Source organism: Candidatus Omnitrophota bacterium (genome assembly GCA_018894435.1).
Taxonomy (GTDB): domain Bacteria; phylum Omnitrophota; class Gorgyraeia; order JAHIPI01; family JAHIPI01; genus JAHIPI01.
Map to the genome: position 1 here is coordinate 1 of JAHIPI010000071.1, position 15,698 is coordinate 15,698.

Annotated in this window: 10 protein-coding genes; 2 read left to right on the plus strand and 8 right to left on the minus strand. The window is 39.6% G+C overall.

Annotated features, from left to right (window positions below; all coding sequences use genetic code 11):
* Window positions 1–199, minus strand: a 199-nt coding sequence (locus KKI13_05700) for a hypothetical protein (GenBank protein ID MBU4488542.1), incomplete at its 3' end; no start/stop codon positions are given.
* Window positions 200–244: 45 nt separating this feature from the next.
* Window positions 245–2,548 carry a hypothetical protein gene (locus KKI13_05705; protein MBU4488543.1) on the minus strand — a complete coding sequence of 768 codons (2,304 nt, stop codon included), beginning with the start codon at window positions 2,546–2,548 and terminating at the stop codon, window positions 245–247.
* Between the two features lie 125 nt (window positions 2,549–2,673).
* Between KKI13_05705 and KKI13_05710 the strand changes: the two genes are divergently transcribed.
* A protein-coding gene (locus KKI13_05710) for an IS3 family transposase (GenBank protein MBU4488544.1) occupies window positions 2,674–3,782 on the plus strand; the annotation gives its coding sequence in 2 pieces (ribosomal slippage) (window positions 2,674–2,932 and window positions 2,932–3,782; 1,110 coding nt in all).
* Between the two features lie 23 nt (window positions 3,783–3,805).
* Window positions 3,806–4,228 carry a hypothetical protein gene (locus KKI13_05715; GenBank protein ID MBU4488545.1) on the plus strand — a complete coding sequence of 141 codons (423 nt, stop codon included), beginning with the start codon at window positions 3,806–3,808 and terminating at the stop codon, window positions 4,226–4,228.
* Here KKI13_05715 and KKI13_05720 read toward each other — a convergent pair.
* The 6 genes from KKI13_05720 to KKI13_05745 all read right to left on the minus strand — a co-directional run.
* Window positions 4,225–9,015, minus strand: a complete 4,791-nt coding sequence (locus KKI13_05720) for a VCBS repeat-containing protein (GenBank protein MBU4488546.1) — start codon at window positions 9,013–9,015, stop codon at window positions 4,225–4,227. The two genes, KKI13_05715 and KKI13_05720, sit on opposite strands and share 4 nt — an antisense overlap.
* 41 nt (window positions 9,016–9,056) lie before the next feature.
* Window positions 9,057–12,200 carry a VCBS repeat-containing protein gene (locus KKI13_05725; protein ID MBU4488547.1) on the minus strand — a complete coding sequence of 1,048 codons (3,144 nt, stop codon included), beginning with the start codon at window positions 12,198–12,200 and terminating at the stop codon, window positions 9,057–9,059.
* A 206-nt stretch (window positions 12,201–12,406) separates the two neighbouring features.
* Window positions 12,407–13,399: a hypothetical protein gene (locus KKI13_05730; protein MBU4488548.1), complete on the minus strand. Its 993-nt coding sequence runs from the start codon at window positions 13,397–13,399 to the stop codon at window positions 12,407–12,409.
* A 17-nt stretch (window positions 13,400–13,416) separates the two neighbouring features.
* A complete protein-coding gene (locus KKI13_05735; protein ID MBU4488549.1) occupies window positions 13,417–14,739 on the minus strand; it encodes a tetratricopeptide repeat protein in 1,323 nt (440 codons plus the stop codon).
* Window positions 14,740–14,831: 92 nt separating this feature from the next.
* Complete coding sequence (locus KKI13_05740; GenBank protein ID MBU4488550.1) at window positions 14,832–15,152, minus strand: hypothetical protein; 321 nt, start codon at window positions 15,150–15,152, stop codon at window positions 14,832–14,834.
* A 188-nt stretch (window positions 15,153–15,340) separates the two neighbouring features.
* Window positions 15,341–15,698 (minus strand): CPBP family intramembrane metalloprotease (locus KKI13_05745; protein MBU4488551.1); only part of this gene is annotated, 358 nt, incomplete at its 5' end.

Here is a 15,698-nt window from a genome sequence, read left to right on the forward strand (position 1 = left end):
AAGAGGGATTAATATGTAGCAGTACTTTATGGGTTCCTTTTAGAAACAACACTAAGCTTACTACAAGACCAACAATAAAAAGTAATGAAAAAGTTTCACTACTACCACCTCTTCCCTTAACAATATCAATAACAAATTCTAGTAATAAAAAAATAATGAAAGTTATAATGCCAATGACATTAAATTTAATTTCTCTCATTTACCCCTCCCTAAATATCGTTAACAGATATTATAGAGTTATAAATTATTTCTGTAAAGGGATTGGGTGTGTCCAGCCCGGATAAAAATGTCCACTCTCTGGTAATGGCGGATTACTAATTCCGGCGTCGTTTAACACGCCTCTTACATAAGAATTTGAATTATAACATCCTCCTTGAGCTAAGGGGTCATAAACTAAACCATTATCATACTTACTAGCAGAGTCAAGAATATCGTTGATCAACTGTGTGTCAGAACGTCCCTTAGGATCTTTTATGGGTTTGTTAGACATACCTGGATTTGTCATTCTATCGAGATCATGAGGATATTGTGTTAACATGCCCTCTTTAGAACGACCTCCACTAAGATCTGCTTCTAGTTTACCTGTTTGTGGGTTCCTGGTAAAGCGAGGATCGTTAGCAAAATCTTTTTCATTATCAGGAACAAGTGCTATTGCGCTATGACCGCCTACTTTACCAACCGGATGGCCTGTTATATATACTTCAAGCCCAAAGGGGTCAATCCAATTTATTGGATTATCTTTACAGTATGAATACACATTTATACCACCCAAATATTTTATCGGATCCGCTTGTAAAAACCGTCCGAGTCTCGTATCATAATATCTCGCCCTATAGTAATATAACCCTGTCTCGGCATCATAGTTTCTTCCAGTAAACATATATGGGTTGCCGATTGTACTGGCACCAGCGGGTTTGCCATAAATATCATAGGAATACGATTCAACAACCGTGGCACTAGAATTGGTTAGATTTACAACGCTTCCTAAACTGTCGAAATGATAATAGTATGTTTCTCCACCTATTTCTATTAGTATCGGCTCATCTATGCCAATACCGTAAATGTATTTAGCTGTGATACTTCCTGCGGAATCTGTCTCGCAAATTGCCTGATCCCCGCTATATATAAATTTAGTAACAGTGCTATCAATAATCTTACAAATACGCCGGCCAAATGTGTCATATGTGTACATTGCAACATGTGTCGGTGTCGTTGCGGAAATTAACCTATTTTCATAATCGTATCCATAGCTATTGACTCCGTCGCTTGTCAAGTTACCGTTATCATCGTAAATATACGCAACACCGCCTACCGAATCATATTGATTCATATTGTTAGGAATATAAGCGGTTGTGCCCCCGTTAATTACAGAAAGCCTGTTGCCGACTTCGTCATAGTCATAAGTTGTGCTTGAGAAATCGGGATAAATAATGTTTGTAAGCTGATATATGTTATCGTAGGTATAAGTATGAGTATCTGCGCTGTTAACTACCATGGTCTTACGATTGCCTACTTTATCATATACTGGATAGCCGAAACTAGAAATAGTGGTCAATCCCGTAGTTCGGTTAGTAATGTTCGATAACTGACTTATAGCATCGTAATCATATATTGTTTCTGTACCGTTTAAAAGTTCTACTTTTCTTCTTGAGAGCGCATCATAATCATAATGCGTAATAACTTGTGAACTGGAATTTTTTATATCGGTAAGGCGATTTAATTCATCATACCAATAAGTTATATAAGAAGCGTCCGAATAGGTTAGGCGCTCTCTATTTCCATTCGGATAGTATCGATATTCTACTGTAACTGCTCCTGGATAAATAACCTGACGTACTTTATTTGCTTCATTATAGTCGTAATGAATAGTACCGTTTGAATCGATAACATTAGTAAGCCGTGAGCCCATGTCATAGACATAATCAACGGTACTTAAATCGGGATAGGTTTTGAGATCGAAACGATTAAGTGCATCATAATCATAGGTAATAAGTTGATTTTTTTGGTTGGTCTTTGTCTTTAGGTTACTTGCAGCGTCATATGTATATAATTCTGTCGTTGTGTTGGCATAAATTGTGACTTTAAGCCTATCAAATCCGTCGTATTGATATGACGTTATATTGCCTTTTGCATCCTTTATTTCCCTGAGATTGCTGTTATCATCGTAGGCATATTCTGTAATATATTGCTCTCCGTTATTTGCCTGTATACCCTTCCACAATAAATCTCTCTCATCATATACATATTCCGTAATATTGCTTTCGGCGTCGGTAATTTTAGTTCTATTTTCATTCAAATCATAATCGAAATGCGTGATATTACCTAAATCATCCGTAATTGATTCTAGTCTATCCAAAATTGTGTAAGTATAAATTATGGTCTGCCAAGGATTAATCGGATCATCCGTCTGTCTATCTGCTTGTTTTAAGTTACCATTTTCATCATAGGAGTATTTTGTTTCATAACTAAACGGCGCCGCTGAAATAGTCTTCGTAAGCTGATTCAAACTATTATATTGGAAAGTCGTAGTATTGCCACTAGCGTCCATTATGCTTGTAGCATTTCCTACGTCGTCATAACCCATTTCGGTTGTATAATTAAAAACACTGACCTGCACCCTTTAAATAGTACCAGAGATTGTGCTAAAATAATGGTACCAGAAAGGGGTGTACTGTGGCAAGGAAAAGATTCAAAGCGGAACAAATCGTAGTAATGCTGCGCGAGGCCGAAGTCCAGATGGCGAAAGGTCTCGATATTGATCAGGTGTGCCGGAATATGGGTATTTCCAAATATACATATTACCGCTGGCGCAAGGAGTATGGCGGGCTGAAAGCCGATCAGGCCAAGAGGCTCAAAGAACTGGAGAGAGAAAACTCCCGCCTAAAGAAGCTCGTTGCGGATTTATCGCTTGATAAAGCGATCCTCAAAGAGGTAGCCGAGGGAAACTTCTAAGCCCGGTCAGGAGACGCCGGGCATTTGAGCAAATGCGGGATAAGTTTAAAAATGTCTCTGAACGCAGAATATGTAATATCCTGGGGCAACCAAGATCGACGCAAAGATATGCGCCCCTTGTTACTGATGAAGAGTTGAAGTTAACATCCCAAATTATTGATTTGGCTAAGCAGTATGGCAGGTATGGATACAGAAGGATCACAGCTCTTTTAAAAGCGGATGGCTGGAGGATAAATCATAAGCGCGTACAAAGGATATGGCGTCGGGAAAGATTAAAAGTACCAAAGAGGCAGCCTAAACGTAAAAGACTATGGTTAAATGACGGCTCATGTGTCCGCTTGAGGCCGGAATATCCAAACCATGTATGGAGTTATGACTTTGTTATGGATAGGACCAGGGACGGCAGGGCCCTAAGAATGCTTACTATTATTGATGAATATACCAGGGAATGTTTAACCATCGATGTGTCAAGGCATATAAATGCCATAGATGTCATAGAAACATTGGCCGATTTATTTATATCCCGCGGCTTCCCGAAATACATCAGATCGGATAACGGTCCTGAATTTGTCGCGGCTAAGTTGAGAGACTGGCTAAGGACAAGCGGCGTGAAGACGCTTTATATTGAGCCCGGAAGCCCATGGGAAAACGGCTACATCGAGTCATTTAACGGTAAACTAAGAGACGAGATATTGAATCTTGAGATTTTTGATACATTACTTGAAGCAAAAACGCTTGTGGAGCGCTGGAGAAGGCTATATAATACATTCAGGCCGCACAGTTCCCTTGGCTATCGGCCGCCTGCTCCAGAAACAATAGCAGTGGCATAACAACTGGTACAACTATTGGGGTCATGTCAATCAGGCAGTTTTTAATAAGGGGCGATGAAATAGGGCTATTTGAGTTTCCGCCAAGGGAAAAACCCTTTTATTTGCGCATTACAAAGGAAACGCTATTGGAAAGTCTATTGAGATATGAGAGCATATCCAAAGTGGGTAAACATCATAAGGCAAGCTTTGAGCAAATAAAAGAAGCAATGAAAACATACAAAATATCAATGCGCGATATTCAAAGTGAAATAAACAAAAGGAAAGCCCTAAAAACATATGAAGAACTTGTAAGAGAACTAGGCCATCACCCCAGCACAACAGAAATAAAGATCAGGCATCATTATCTGCTGTTCCGAATCAAAAAGATCTGGGGTTCAATTTATGAATTTAGAAAGGCTTATGGTTTCCCAGGTTCCAAGATAGGTTCACCAGTAAAAAACATTTAATTTCGTACTTCTATTATCTTTTCTACAACCAACCATTTCTTTAACGGTCTATAGTACGCTTGGAAATGTAACTTATGAGGGCCGTTCGTAAACTTTCTCGTATCCCAGCTAATATTGCACGGCATCCACCATTTAAAACTGATAAATTTTCCATCTACATAAAGCGTTGGTGCAAAAAAGTCAATATCATCGTTGCTTGATATGTGGACATTAACTATTCCCGATGCTGGATTGGGACATGTGAGATTTATGATTGGAGTTGGTATTGTAGAATTGTTTACAATTACCCTTACGGATTCCGACTTAGTGGCACCTACATAAAAATAATATGCTACAACTCTTAAATCATATTGGCCATTTGGTATTTTTGCGGTTTGCCATGTAAAAGTATGCGGTGACTGCTGCATATAAAGATTTTTCCATCCTATAAGCTTATTGTTTGCGTATATAAACGCGAAATACGCCTGGCCTCCATCTGTTCTGAAAGTAATGTTAACGTTACCCGATACTTCTGAACCATTACTCGGTGATACTATTTTCGGAATATAACAAATGCTGTTATTCACATTTATCGTAATGGGATCGGTTTTACGCCATGTCCTTGCTGCGAAGTCTGGATACTGGCAATATACAATGTGAGGCCCATTCAAGAAGTATTGCGTCCTCCATGGATTCGATGATACATATTGCTGGTCTACCATAAAAGCAAAATATGGTACAGTAGTCCCCCTACAAGTCATAGTTACATAAACATTGCCTGAGACAGTATCACCATTCTTTAGTGATAATTCATATAGAGGTCTTACCTCCAATATCGTTATCGCAGGTTCTGACCATGCACCATGATTATCCTGCGCTTCAAAAGTAATTGTGTGAGTACCTAATGATAAGCTATTTGTAGAAAATGATGCTGATTCACTCAACAGCCCATCTATACTTGATATCCATTTATACGCAATTATTTCATCGCCTTCATCTTCCGCTGTTCCAGTAAAAGTTACGTTATCACCTTTATATGCTGGATTTGGTATTATTGATGAGATCGTGACCTCCGGCGGAGTATTTGTAATTGTCATATTGCGCCAGAAACCAAGGTATCCTCCCCTATCTCCTACAAAAAGATCGGCATCACCGTCTTTATCGATATCGCATAATGTCGGAGCGCTATAGGCGCCTTTATAGAAGGGGTAATTAATTGTCATCATATATTCCCAAGAGGGGGATTCGGGAGAGCCTATATTTTCAAATAAATCTGTAATCCCCCTATAAGAATAGAAATGTGCCCTTTCATTCCCAATACACATATCGTAATCACCATCGCCGTCGATATCCCCGAACGAAGGACGAATAAGAAATCCTATATTGAAGTTACCATAATTATCGGATACTAATGTCCATTGTGGTTCAGATGGCGTACCGTCGTTACAATAAAAATATAAATCGCCATAAATATTCCCTACGAATAAGTCATAATCACCATCATTGTCTATATCGCAAAATGTGGATGAACTATATGAACCTACATCTATGTTTGCATAATTGAAAATTTTCTGCGCCCATATAGCTTCGGTTGCTGTTCCATTATTACGATAGAAGTCGATTTGGCCACCTATATCACCTATAAACATATCGTAATCCCCATCATTATCAATATCGCAAAAAGAAGGCATGATATACGTTTGACGTTCTATAGAGTTGTATTTATCAGTTACAAAAATCCAAGATGGGCTTGCCCCTGTCCCATCATTACGATACAAAGTAATTGCGCCATTCCAATTACTTATAAACATATCAAGATCGCCGTCTCCATCAATGTCACAAAATACAGGAACACTATTCGAATCTACATCTATATGTGTATAATTAATAACGAAATCCCAGGATGGTGAAGTTGGAGAACCATTATTTTCATAAAATAATATATCGCCATTTCCATTGCCGGCAAACATATCATAATCTCCATCTGAATTTATGTCACAAAATACTAGCGTACTGTTGTTGCCGACATCAATAGAATTATATTCGTTAGTAACAAATGTCCAAGCGGGAGATCCCGGTATTCCATCATTGCGATAAAAATTGATTTTGCCAGCGGAGTTTCCTATAAACATGTCATAATCATCATCACTATCTATATCACAAAAGGTAGGCACACTACGATCCCCTACGTCTATTGATTCATAATTCGAAGAAATGAGTATAAATGAGGGTTCTATTGCGGAACCGTCATTGCGATAGAAATAAATGCGTCCATATTGTTCACCTACAAACATGTCATAATCACCATCATTGTCAATATCGCACAATACGGGCTCACTATAATCCCCTACATCTATAGGCCCAAAATCCCATAAATAGACCCATAGATCCTCGTCTTTGCGGTAAAAATCTACTGTTCCGCTTTGCCCTCCTACAAACATATCGTCATCGCCGTCGCCGTCTATATCACATAGAGAAATAGCTTCCCTTGCCCATAACCCCTTATCACTGTCATAATTAGTGCTGATTAGCACCCAATGAGGTGTATATGAATCTCCGTCATTGCGGTAGAACTGTATATACCCCTTTTTAGTACCAACTAGCATATCCATATCGCCATCGTTGTCCATGTCGGCAAGTATAGGGTGTGCTTCGCTTACCTGTCCAAGATAAGCACCCGGAAGATAATTTCCGTTGACCTTAGCGCCGTATTCTCTTTGGAAGGGGCTTTCTAACGCAGCTGCCATGCCCTGCGCAGAAGGCACGACTTCAGAATAGTTCCTCTTACTATCATAGGCGAAGGCAGTATAATAATAGGTAATTCCTGGCAATGTGTAATTAATATCCATACAACTCGAATTTTTGCCATCATATGTAACGGTACCATCGTTAACATATTGCGGATAATCGCCTTCCTTGCGCATAATTATTGTGCCCGCCCAATCAGCATCGGTTGGATTAGTCCAATTCAAAATTATGTGTTCTATGCCTGGCTGAGCCGAAAAATTTGTTACGGGAGCCGGGGCTATGTTATCGACACTTGTATTTCGCCAAAAGTATATACCACCGCCGATCTCACCTACAAACATATCATAGTCTTCATCATTATCTATGTCGCAGAAAGCTGGTGCACTGTAACTAAGCACATCTATAGACTCATAATTATCCGTAATTAAGGTCCACGACGGCGAATATGGCGTACCATCATTTTGATATAGAGTAAGGACACCGGATTCTCCACCTATAAACATATCATAGTCGCCGTCATTGTCTATGTCGCAAAACGTAAGTTTCGGAGATCTTTCTCCCGCAAACGAAGCATAATTTTCCGTAACTAATGTCCATAATGGCGCATTCAGTGTGCCGTCATTTCTATAAAAGCATATGTTCCCGTTCCCCTCGTAATTAGCGGATTTTGCAATAAAAAAATCATAATCGCCATCATGATCGATATCGCATAATGCTGGCGCGCTACGCCGGGATGATACTGGTTCATCAGAAAAATAATTGTCGTTAATAAAAATCATGGAAGGAGAATTTATTGTACCATCGTTTCTATAAAAGGCCGTTGTATTCCAGCTTGTTCCTATAAATATGTCCGAGTCACCATCTCCGTCTATATCGCAAAGAGTAGGGATTACTAATCCATATCCTCGATATGGGGAATCGAATTGCAAAACAATAAACTTATCATCGACAAGTGTCCATGCCGGAGAATCTGCAGTACCATTATTTTTATAAAAATATATAGCTCCATATCCCTGTCCTGAGAACATATCATAATCATCATCACCGTCAATATCGCAAAATACAGGGCTTCCCAAGGATCCATTATCTATAATTGAGAGATAATTTTCTTTGCCTGCTGACCACGACGGCGATGTAGGGGTTCCGGTATTTTTGTAAAAACGAACATTACCTATCATATCTCCTAAAAATAAATCGTAATCACCATCTCCGTCTATATCGCAAAAACGAGGTACACAGTATTCTCCAACATCCAAATTAGCATACGCATATGAAGCGCGCCACCAATTAGGTGAAGTGGGTGTACCTATATTTTCATAAAACAATATTGTGCCCTGATCCGTTCCTATAAACATATCAAAGTCACCATCATTATCTATATCGCAAAAAACGGGCACACTGTTACTGGCATAATAAGAGTTGTATTCGGTGGATATCAGCGCCCATGAAGCTACGCTTGGAGTTCCATCATTCCTATAAAAATAAACATCGCCAAAAACAGATCCTACAAACATATCATAATCCCCATCATTGTCTATATCGCAAAATGTGGGGGTACTTTTATGCTCAACATTTATAGAATTATAATTATCGGTTATAAATGCCCAACTAGGCGAAGAGGAGGTGCCATCATTTTGATAAAAGGATATGGTTCCATTCCAAGATCCTACAAACATATCATAGTCCCCGTCATCATCGATGTCGCAAAAAGTATTCGTATAGGGACTATTCTTATCTATATCTGGCGTACAATCTTTGGTAACGAATGTCCACGATGAAGAAATTGCGGTACCATCATTTCTATAGAACCATATGGGACGGCTGCTTTGCCCCATAAACATATCATAGTCTCCATCATTATCTATATCAACGAATGATGGTTGTGAATAACTTAGCCCGCCACGATAGGTTTCGGAGGAATAACTACCATTAAATTCTACCCCGTATTCTTGCTGCCATTCAGTCGCTATTGAAGAAGAACAAAAAATGACACTAAATACAAATAAGAAAAGAAATGCTGAAAATGTTATAATGTCTTTTCGAGATTGATTAAATTTCATTTAGTCCTCCCATAATAAAAGATCGACGCATTTACATCGGCTTAATCTGCTCTTATTATTTTCTCAGCTTGAGTCACATACCAAATAGAGCCATTTATATCTATTTCCCAATATGGTTTATACGGAGAAGAAGAATAGCCATCGGGTTCCCACACAAGAACAATATCTGCGTCCTTCATCTTGTGAAGGAATTGATTATGCTCTCGCAATAATTCCCTTTGCCGTAATAAATAGTTTTTGGCTGGCTTTTTCGGAAGACTTTTTAGCTCTTTGAGAAAATCTCCTGTTACATCCCTCCGGACAAGCCAAAGTGCCTTCTTTTCATTTACTTTTAACATCTCTTCGGGCTTGTCCGTCCAGCTTGCTTCCTTAAAATATCCTTCGGATGCATCAAGAATAATGACTGCCGAAGCTAAGAATCTTCCTTTAATGCGTTTACCAAAAGGCACCAGATAATAGTCTGAGTCCTCAACCACCCTCTCGATAAAAACAGGCTTACCCATTTCAGTATTCTCAAAAGCTAACACCGCTTCGGAATCCGTTAAAAGATGCGGGTCAACCAAATCTCTCCAGCTTTGCTTCCTTATCAAGGGCTTACTTGCTTCTACTGAAGTCACGTTTAAGGACATTGCCATCAATGGGCTGCTTTCACCAGAATCCTTTGTTACAGTCTCAACACCTATAAAGTCAAGGTTTGCCAAATCTGTGGTTGGCTTTGGTATTTCAATATTAGCATTACTCATCTCCGCGGGAGGTTCCGCTACTTGTAAAAACAACCCATCATAGGCATCACCCGTCACTAAAGGAAGGAAGTATGTGGATTCGCATTCTGCAGCAGTCTTATAAGTATTTTGCCCTATGCCGCTCACTTTGGGATCTTTCATCCAGAAGCCATAAACAGTAAAGTCTGGGGTATTCCATGGATTCGTATGAGGTTGAGGACATGGGTTTTCACTCGTCACGCATCCTTTTACAGCAACCCAATTAGCATACGAGCCATATATGGGTATTGCGGCAGGGGTATTGGGCCTTGCCACCAATGCCCCATCATCCCACCAGTTTTCTTGTGTAACTGTATACGCCATCCAGTGGCATATATCACGCATATATTCATTTATTGCATCGAAATTATAGGTATCCACTGTGTAGTTATATCCTTGATAGGGATTACCATCAGGGCGGGAATCATAACCGTCAAAGCCATTGGATACTAAATAGTCATATGGGTCAAAATGTCCAAGTGCTTTATCTATTTCATCCGAAGTAAGCTCAGTTCCATCATAGGGGAGAGGGTTTCGTGCATATTCATATATCTCATCCTGCGTCAGCAAGGATTCGCCTGCACCTTCCCTTATATAGTTTAAAATCATTCGGCATATAGCAGCACCGGCTGAATAATAAGGAGCTGTATTTTTATACCATGGCATTTCGGCCATGTTCAATGTCCAGTACGTGTTAGCGATTGTCATGTTGCGCCAAAAGTTTATGCCGCCGTACCTTTCTCCTATAAATAGATCAAGATCGCCGTCATTGTCTATATCACAGAAGTATGGTGCATTGAGAAGTCCTACGTTAATAGAATTGTAATTCGTGGACACTAACACCCATGAAGGAGAATATCGAGTGCCGTCATTGCGGTAGAAATGTATACTGTTTACGCCTACGAAAAGATCGTAATCGCCATCATCATCTATGTCACAAAAAGTTGGAACAATATGCTGGCCTTCATTTATAGAATTGTAATACGCGGTCACCAATATCCATGAAGGAGATGTCGCAGTGCCATCATTCCGGTAAAAGTTGATATTACCCCCGGATTCACCTATGAACATGTCATAATCTCCGTCACCGTCTATGTCGCAGAAAGCTGGCGCACTACCGCTACCGATATTTATAGAATTATAGTAATCGGTTACTAATGTCCACAAAGGCGATATCGAAGTGCCATCGTTTTGGTAGAAGTTAATATTGCCATCCATCTCCCCTATAAACATATCATAATCGCCGTCATTGTCTATATCGCAAAACACGGGTACGTTCTTATACCCCACATCTATCGAATCGTAATTTTCACTTACGACTGTCCACGAATGGAAAGATAAAGCACCGTCGTTTTGATAGAATTTAATGGCTCCTTTCCACTCACCGACAAACATATCATCGTCGCCATCAGAATCTATGTCACAGAAGGTAGGCACGCTGTTATCGCCTATTTGTATCGGATGATACCTTTCGGTCACGAGCGCCCAAAGAGCGGAGCTTGCTGTACCATCGTTACGGTAAAAAGTGATATTACCATTCTCTTCGCCAATAAACATATCGTAATCACTGTCATTATCTATATCGCGAAAAGTAGGGGTGCTACGGGTTCCCACGTAAATAGAGTTGTAGTCGTCGGTCGCCAATGTCCACGAAGGAGAAAAAGGTGTGCCATCATTGCGATATAAGTAGATATGTCCGTATTTTTCCCCTATAAACATGTCAAAATCACCATCCGAATCGATATCGCAGAAGGTGGGGGCATTTCCGCTCAGTAGTATGAAATTGTATCTATCCGTTATAAACGACCAGGCAGGACTCGATGATGTGCCGACATTTCGATAATAATGAATATATCCGTCACTCTCCCCTATGAACATATCATACAGGCCATCCGAATCTATATCGCAGAATACCGGCGTGGCGATACCCCACACGTCAATAGATTCATAATTATTCGTCACTAATGTCCATATAGGTGCACTTGCTGTACCATCATTCCTATAGAAATATATATTGCCACTGCCATTTCCCACAAACATATCATAGTCGCTATCAGCGTCTATATCGCAAAAAGTGGGAACGGAATAAGAACCCACGTCTATAGAACCGTAGTTTCCGGTGACAAACTCCCACGAGGGAGCTGTTGGCGTACCATCATTTCTGTAAAAAGTGATTTTACCATCCAGTTTTCCTATAAACATATCGCTGTCGCCGTCATTCTCTATGTCTACAAGTGCGGGCCTTGAGTTATCTATTCCTTCCGCATATGCCCCCGTAGCATACTCCCCATCCACCATCGCCCCATATTCCCTCTGCCATTCAATCTCTGCTAATGAAACATGACAAAAGATTACGCTTAGTGCAAAAAATAAAAGCGCTACTGACACGCACTTAAAATTCTTAGACATCACATTGAGTTTCATCTTACGCCTCCATAAATAGAAAAAGACCAATATTTTTCATTGGCCTTATTAAAATTCCATATTCCCGCTGTTTCCATAGTGCTATCAGAGTAGCAAAACAATGAGAATTTGTCAAGGAAAATCTTACTTTATGTTCCCTTAATTAAAGTACACAAAAGGATAAGTGATTTACGGAAGCGAGCAGCCCTGCTTTTCAAGGCATGGGTTTATTTCTTGGCTATCCAATCTATAGCTTGTTTCAGGACAATGTCTGGCGGCCAGTCGTGTCCGCCAGAGAAGACATTTAATTCTGACTTAGCGCCTTTTCTCTGCAACTCGGCGCGGGCTTTCTTTACTTCGTCAATGTTTGAATCTGACTGCCCAACACAATTATAGACAGCAACTTTTTTGCTTATAGTACCCTGACCAAAGCCGGCGCCGCAAGCGATGACACCCCTGAACTTTGAAGGATTGTTATATGCTATTGTATAGGACATACGTGCACCTCCGGAAAAACCGGCCGCATAGTATTTCTTATCATCAGTCTTATATCGCTTAGGTATATCGTGGAGCATTGCTGATTGTGCCTTTAGAATGGGCTCCCAAGGCCCGTTTTGAGCATTGAGAGAGCCTACCACTATCCAACCGTATTTTTCTGCGGCGAAAGCAAACCTGCGTACCGCCTGCGTGCCATTAGCACCAGGATCAAAGCAGAAAAGAACAGGGCATTCTCCTCTTTTTTCATAATCTGATGGTAAGCAGACGGCATAGGAATGAACACCATCATTGCACTTTACAATGCTAACTGCGCCGGGTTTTCTTGCAGGAGCTTGCACTGTGGGCTTAATTGGCTTTGCTTCTGTTTTGACTGGCTGAGGTAGGGATTTAGGCGGTGCTGCGGTCGGAGAGACCGGCGCTTTAGGCGTAACCATCGTCTTTGTTGCGCTTTTTTCTTTCTCCCACCTTGCTTTCAAGGAGTCATTATAAGCTTGGCTTGCTTTTTCTATAGATTCTATATCGCTTTTATTAAAAGTGATCTTTCCGGATTTTACCTCTACACGCACTTTACCGTCGGACTCTTCGCGAATTATGCCTTCTACTCTTCCACCGCTTTTAAGTTTTACGATGTCAGCATGAACACAGTCAAAAGACGCGCCTGAAACCATAGCAATTAGCAATAATCCCCAAAATATAGCGCCCTTTTTATGCTTCTTAACCATATAGTCCCTGCTATGGTTTATTCATTACCATATACTGCTTTATAGTCGGCTATGGCTTTTTCTTCTTCTCCTTTATCATGGTAAGCTAATCCTCTGGCAATATAGACTTCCGTATAGTCCGGACGCATTTCGATTACTTTCGTATAATCTGCTATTGCCTCATCGAAACGACTAAGTTCATAATAGGCTTCTCCTCTAAAAAAATAATATTCAAAATTTTTAGGATCCTTTTCTATGGCATATGTAAAATCAGCGATCGCTTTTTCGCATTGCTTCATCGAAGCGTAAAGCACCCCTCTATCGCAATAAATTTCTGCATCATCACTATTTATTTTTATCGCCTTTGTCAGATCGACAATCGCCTTATCCTGTTCTCCTAGATCGAACAGGGCATGTGCTCGCCCTCGGTAGAAATCAACTTCATCCGGAGAGATTCTTATCGCTTCACTATAATCTTTCAAAGCATCTTCAAATTGTTTCAATTGATAGTATGAATTGCCTCGAAGGAAATGGGCGAAGGTTATATCGGGTTCGGTTTCCAAATATTTAGTAAGATCGCCGATAGCCCTATCGTGCTGACCCAAGCCTTGATATGCAATAGCTCTATTATAATATGCATCAACAAAATCACGTTTTAACTCGATTGCTTTGTTAAAATCGTTAAGGGCTTTTCCGTATATTCCTTTGAGGTTATATATCATTCCCCTTGCGTTGTACGCTAGTTCATTACTTGGATCTAATTCTATTACTCTCGAAAAATCTGCACCTGCCTTATCAACAAGCCCTTGTGCGATTAAAATGCTTCCTCTGCTGAATAAAATATCGCTCCTGTCTGGGCTAACCTTCAAAGCGGCATCATAATTTATTTTAGCCAAGTCAAGACGGCCTGCCAAATGATATACAGCACCGCGCCCAAAATAGGCCCTGCTATTATTCGGTTGTGATTCTATAACTCTTGAATAATCTTTAATAGCTGCTTCAGTGTTATGGCTACGAGCGTACAAGCTTGCCCTGTTGAGATACGACCGCGCTGAATCTGGTTTTAAGGTAATGGCTTTACTGTAATCGTCCAAGGCTTTATCTAAAAGTCCCTGCTTGTCATATGTCCACCCTCTATCACTATAGGCATCGGCATACTTTGGATCTAAAAAGATTGCATTATCGTAATAATAAATAGCTTTCTCGCGAAAACCACATATATTATTTAAAGTCCCTATTCCATAACAACATCTGCTTCCTGCATATTTTCCAACAAATAAAATTAAGACGAGAAGGCAGGAAATTAAGAGGGCTAACCATAATTTATGATTTATTAAAACTTTCAATTTAATTTTGCTCATAAAACACATTATACCCCCTAAAATAAAAAATCCCAAGCAAAATGCTTAGGTAATAGGAAAGGATTGATAAGTAACTATGATGTGTGGAATAACTACGTATCTTTGCTATTTTCTGGCAAGTTTTTATTCTCAATTTCTTTTTTAATGCGTAACCTTATAATTTTATCTCTACTCCTAAGTATTAAGCCTAATCCTATTGCAAGGAAAAATGTGAGTACTGCACCTATTTTATCGAATAATACCGTTATGCATATGAAAAACCCTAAAGACTCAACGATTTCCCAGTCGGATATTTCGCTTTCGAGTTTTGTTTTATTTTTTTTACCCCGGACCATGACAACTATGGCTCCCGTTGCTACAGCCAAAAGAGCCAGGATAATTATTATATTGAGTGTATTATTAGGTGTAAACATAAATTTCACCCTATATTATCGCATTATACAGAAAGCTATTGTTTATTATCATGGACCGCTACATAATTATACTCCTTCGCATAAAAAATCCCAAGCTATTTTTAGCCTTGAGCGAAGTCAAAGGGCAAAATGTGCTTGGGGGTACAGTTCCCCGATTGGGTTGGAAAACGTTTCTATTTAAACTAAGTTCAAATTATTTTGGCCAAAATATTTGAGATAAAATGTGCCGTTATAGGAGTAATTAATGATCTTCTTTTTTCGTATAAATAAGCATAACAAATACCCGGAATAAAGTGTGTCGCAAAATTAACAATGAAAAACTTTGGGAATCCCAATTGAAAATGCATAAACCAAAATACAGATGCGGTAATCAATAAACCGAGCAGAATACCATACTTCTTTCGAAATGCTGGATATGCAAAACCGCTGAATGCCATTTCTTCAGAAGCAGCAGATAAAAAACTAATAAGTATGCCAAAAGTAACAAATTTTATTTCAGTATGCATCAACGAGGGAATAAAATTTTTAAAACCTTCTCCTACCGCA

What these genes read in the sequence shown, in the direction of transcription:
- KKI13_05705 (MBU4488543.1), bottom strand. Translation starts at nt 2,548, where the DNA reads ATGGACGCTAGTGGCAATACTACGACTTTCCAATATAATAGTTTGAAT.
- KKI13_05715 (MBU4488545.1), top strand. Translation starts at nt 3,806, where the DNA reads ATGTCAATCAGGCAGTTTTTAATAAGGGGCGATGAAATAGGGCTATTT.
- KKI13_05740 (MBU4488550.1), bottom strand. Translation starts at nt 15,152, where the DNA reads ATGTTTACACCTAATAATACACTCAATATAATAATTATCCTGGCTCTT.
- KKI13_05725 (MBU4488547.1), bottom strand. Translation starts at nt 12,200, where the DNA reads ATGAAACTCAATGTGATGTCTAAGAATTTTAAGTGCGTGTCAGTAGCG.
- KKI13_05735 (MBU4488549.1), bottom strand. Translation starts at nt 14,739, where the DNA reads ATGAGCAAAATTAAATTGAAAGTTTTAATAAATCATAAATTATGGTTA.
- KKI13_05720 (MBU4488546.1), bottom strand. Translation starts at nt 9,015, where the DNA reads ATGAAATTTAATCAATCTCGAAAAGACATTATAACATTTTCAGCATTT.
- KKI13_05730 (MBU4488548.1), bottom strand. Translation starts at nt 13,399, where the DNA reads ATGGTTAAGAAGCATAAAAAGGGCGCTATATTTTGGGGATTATTGCTA.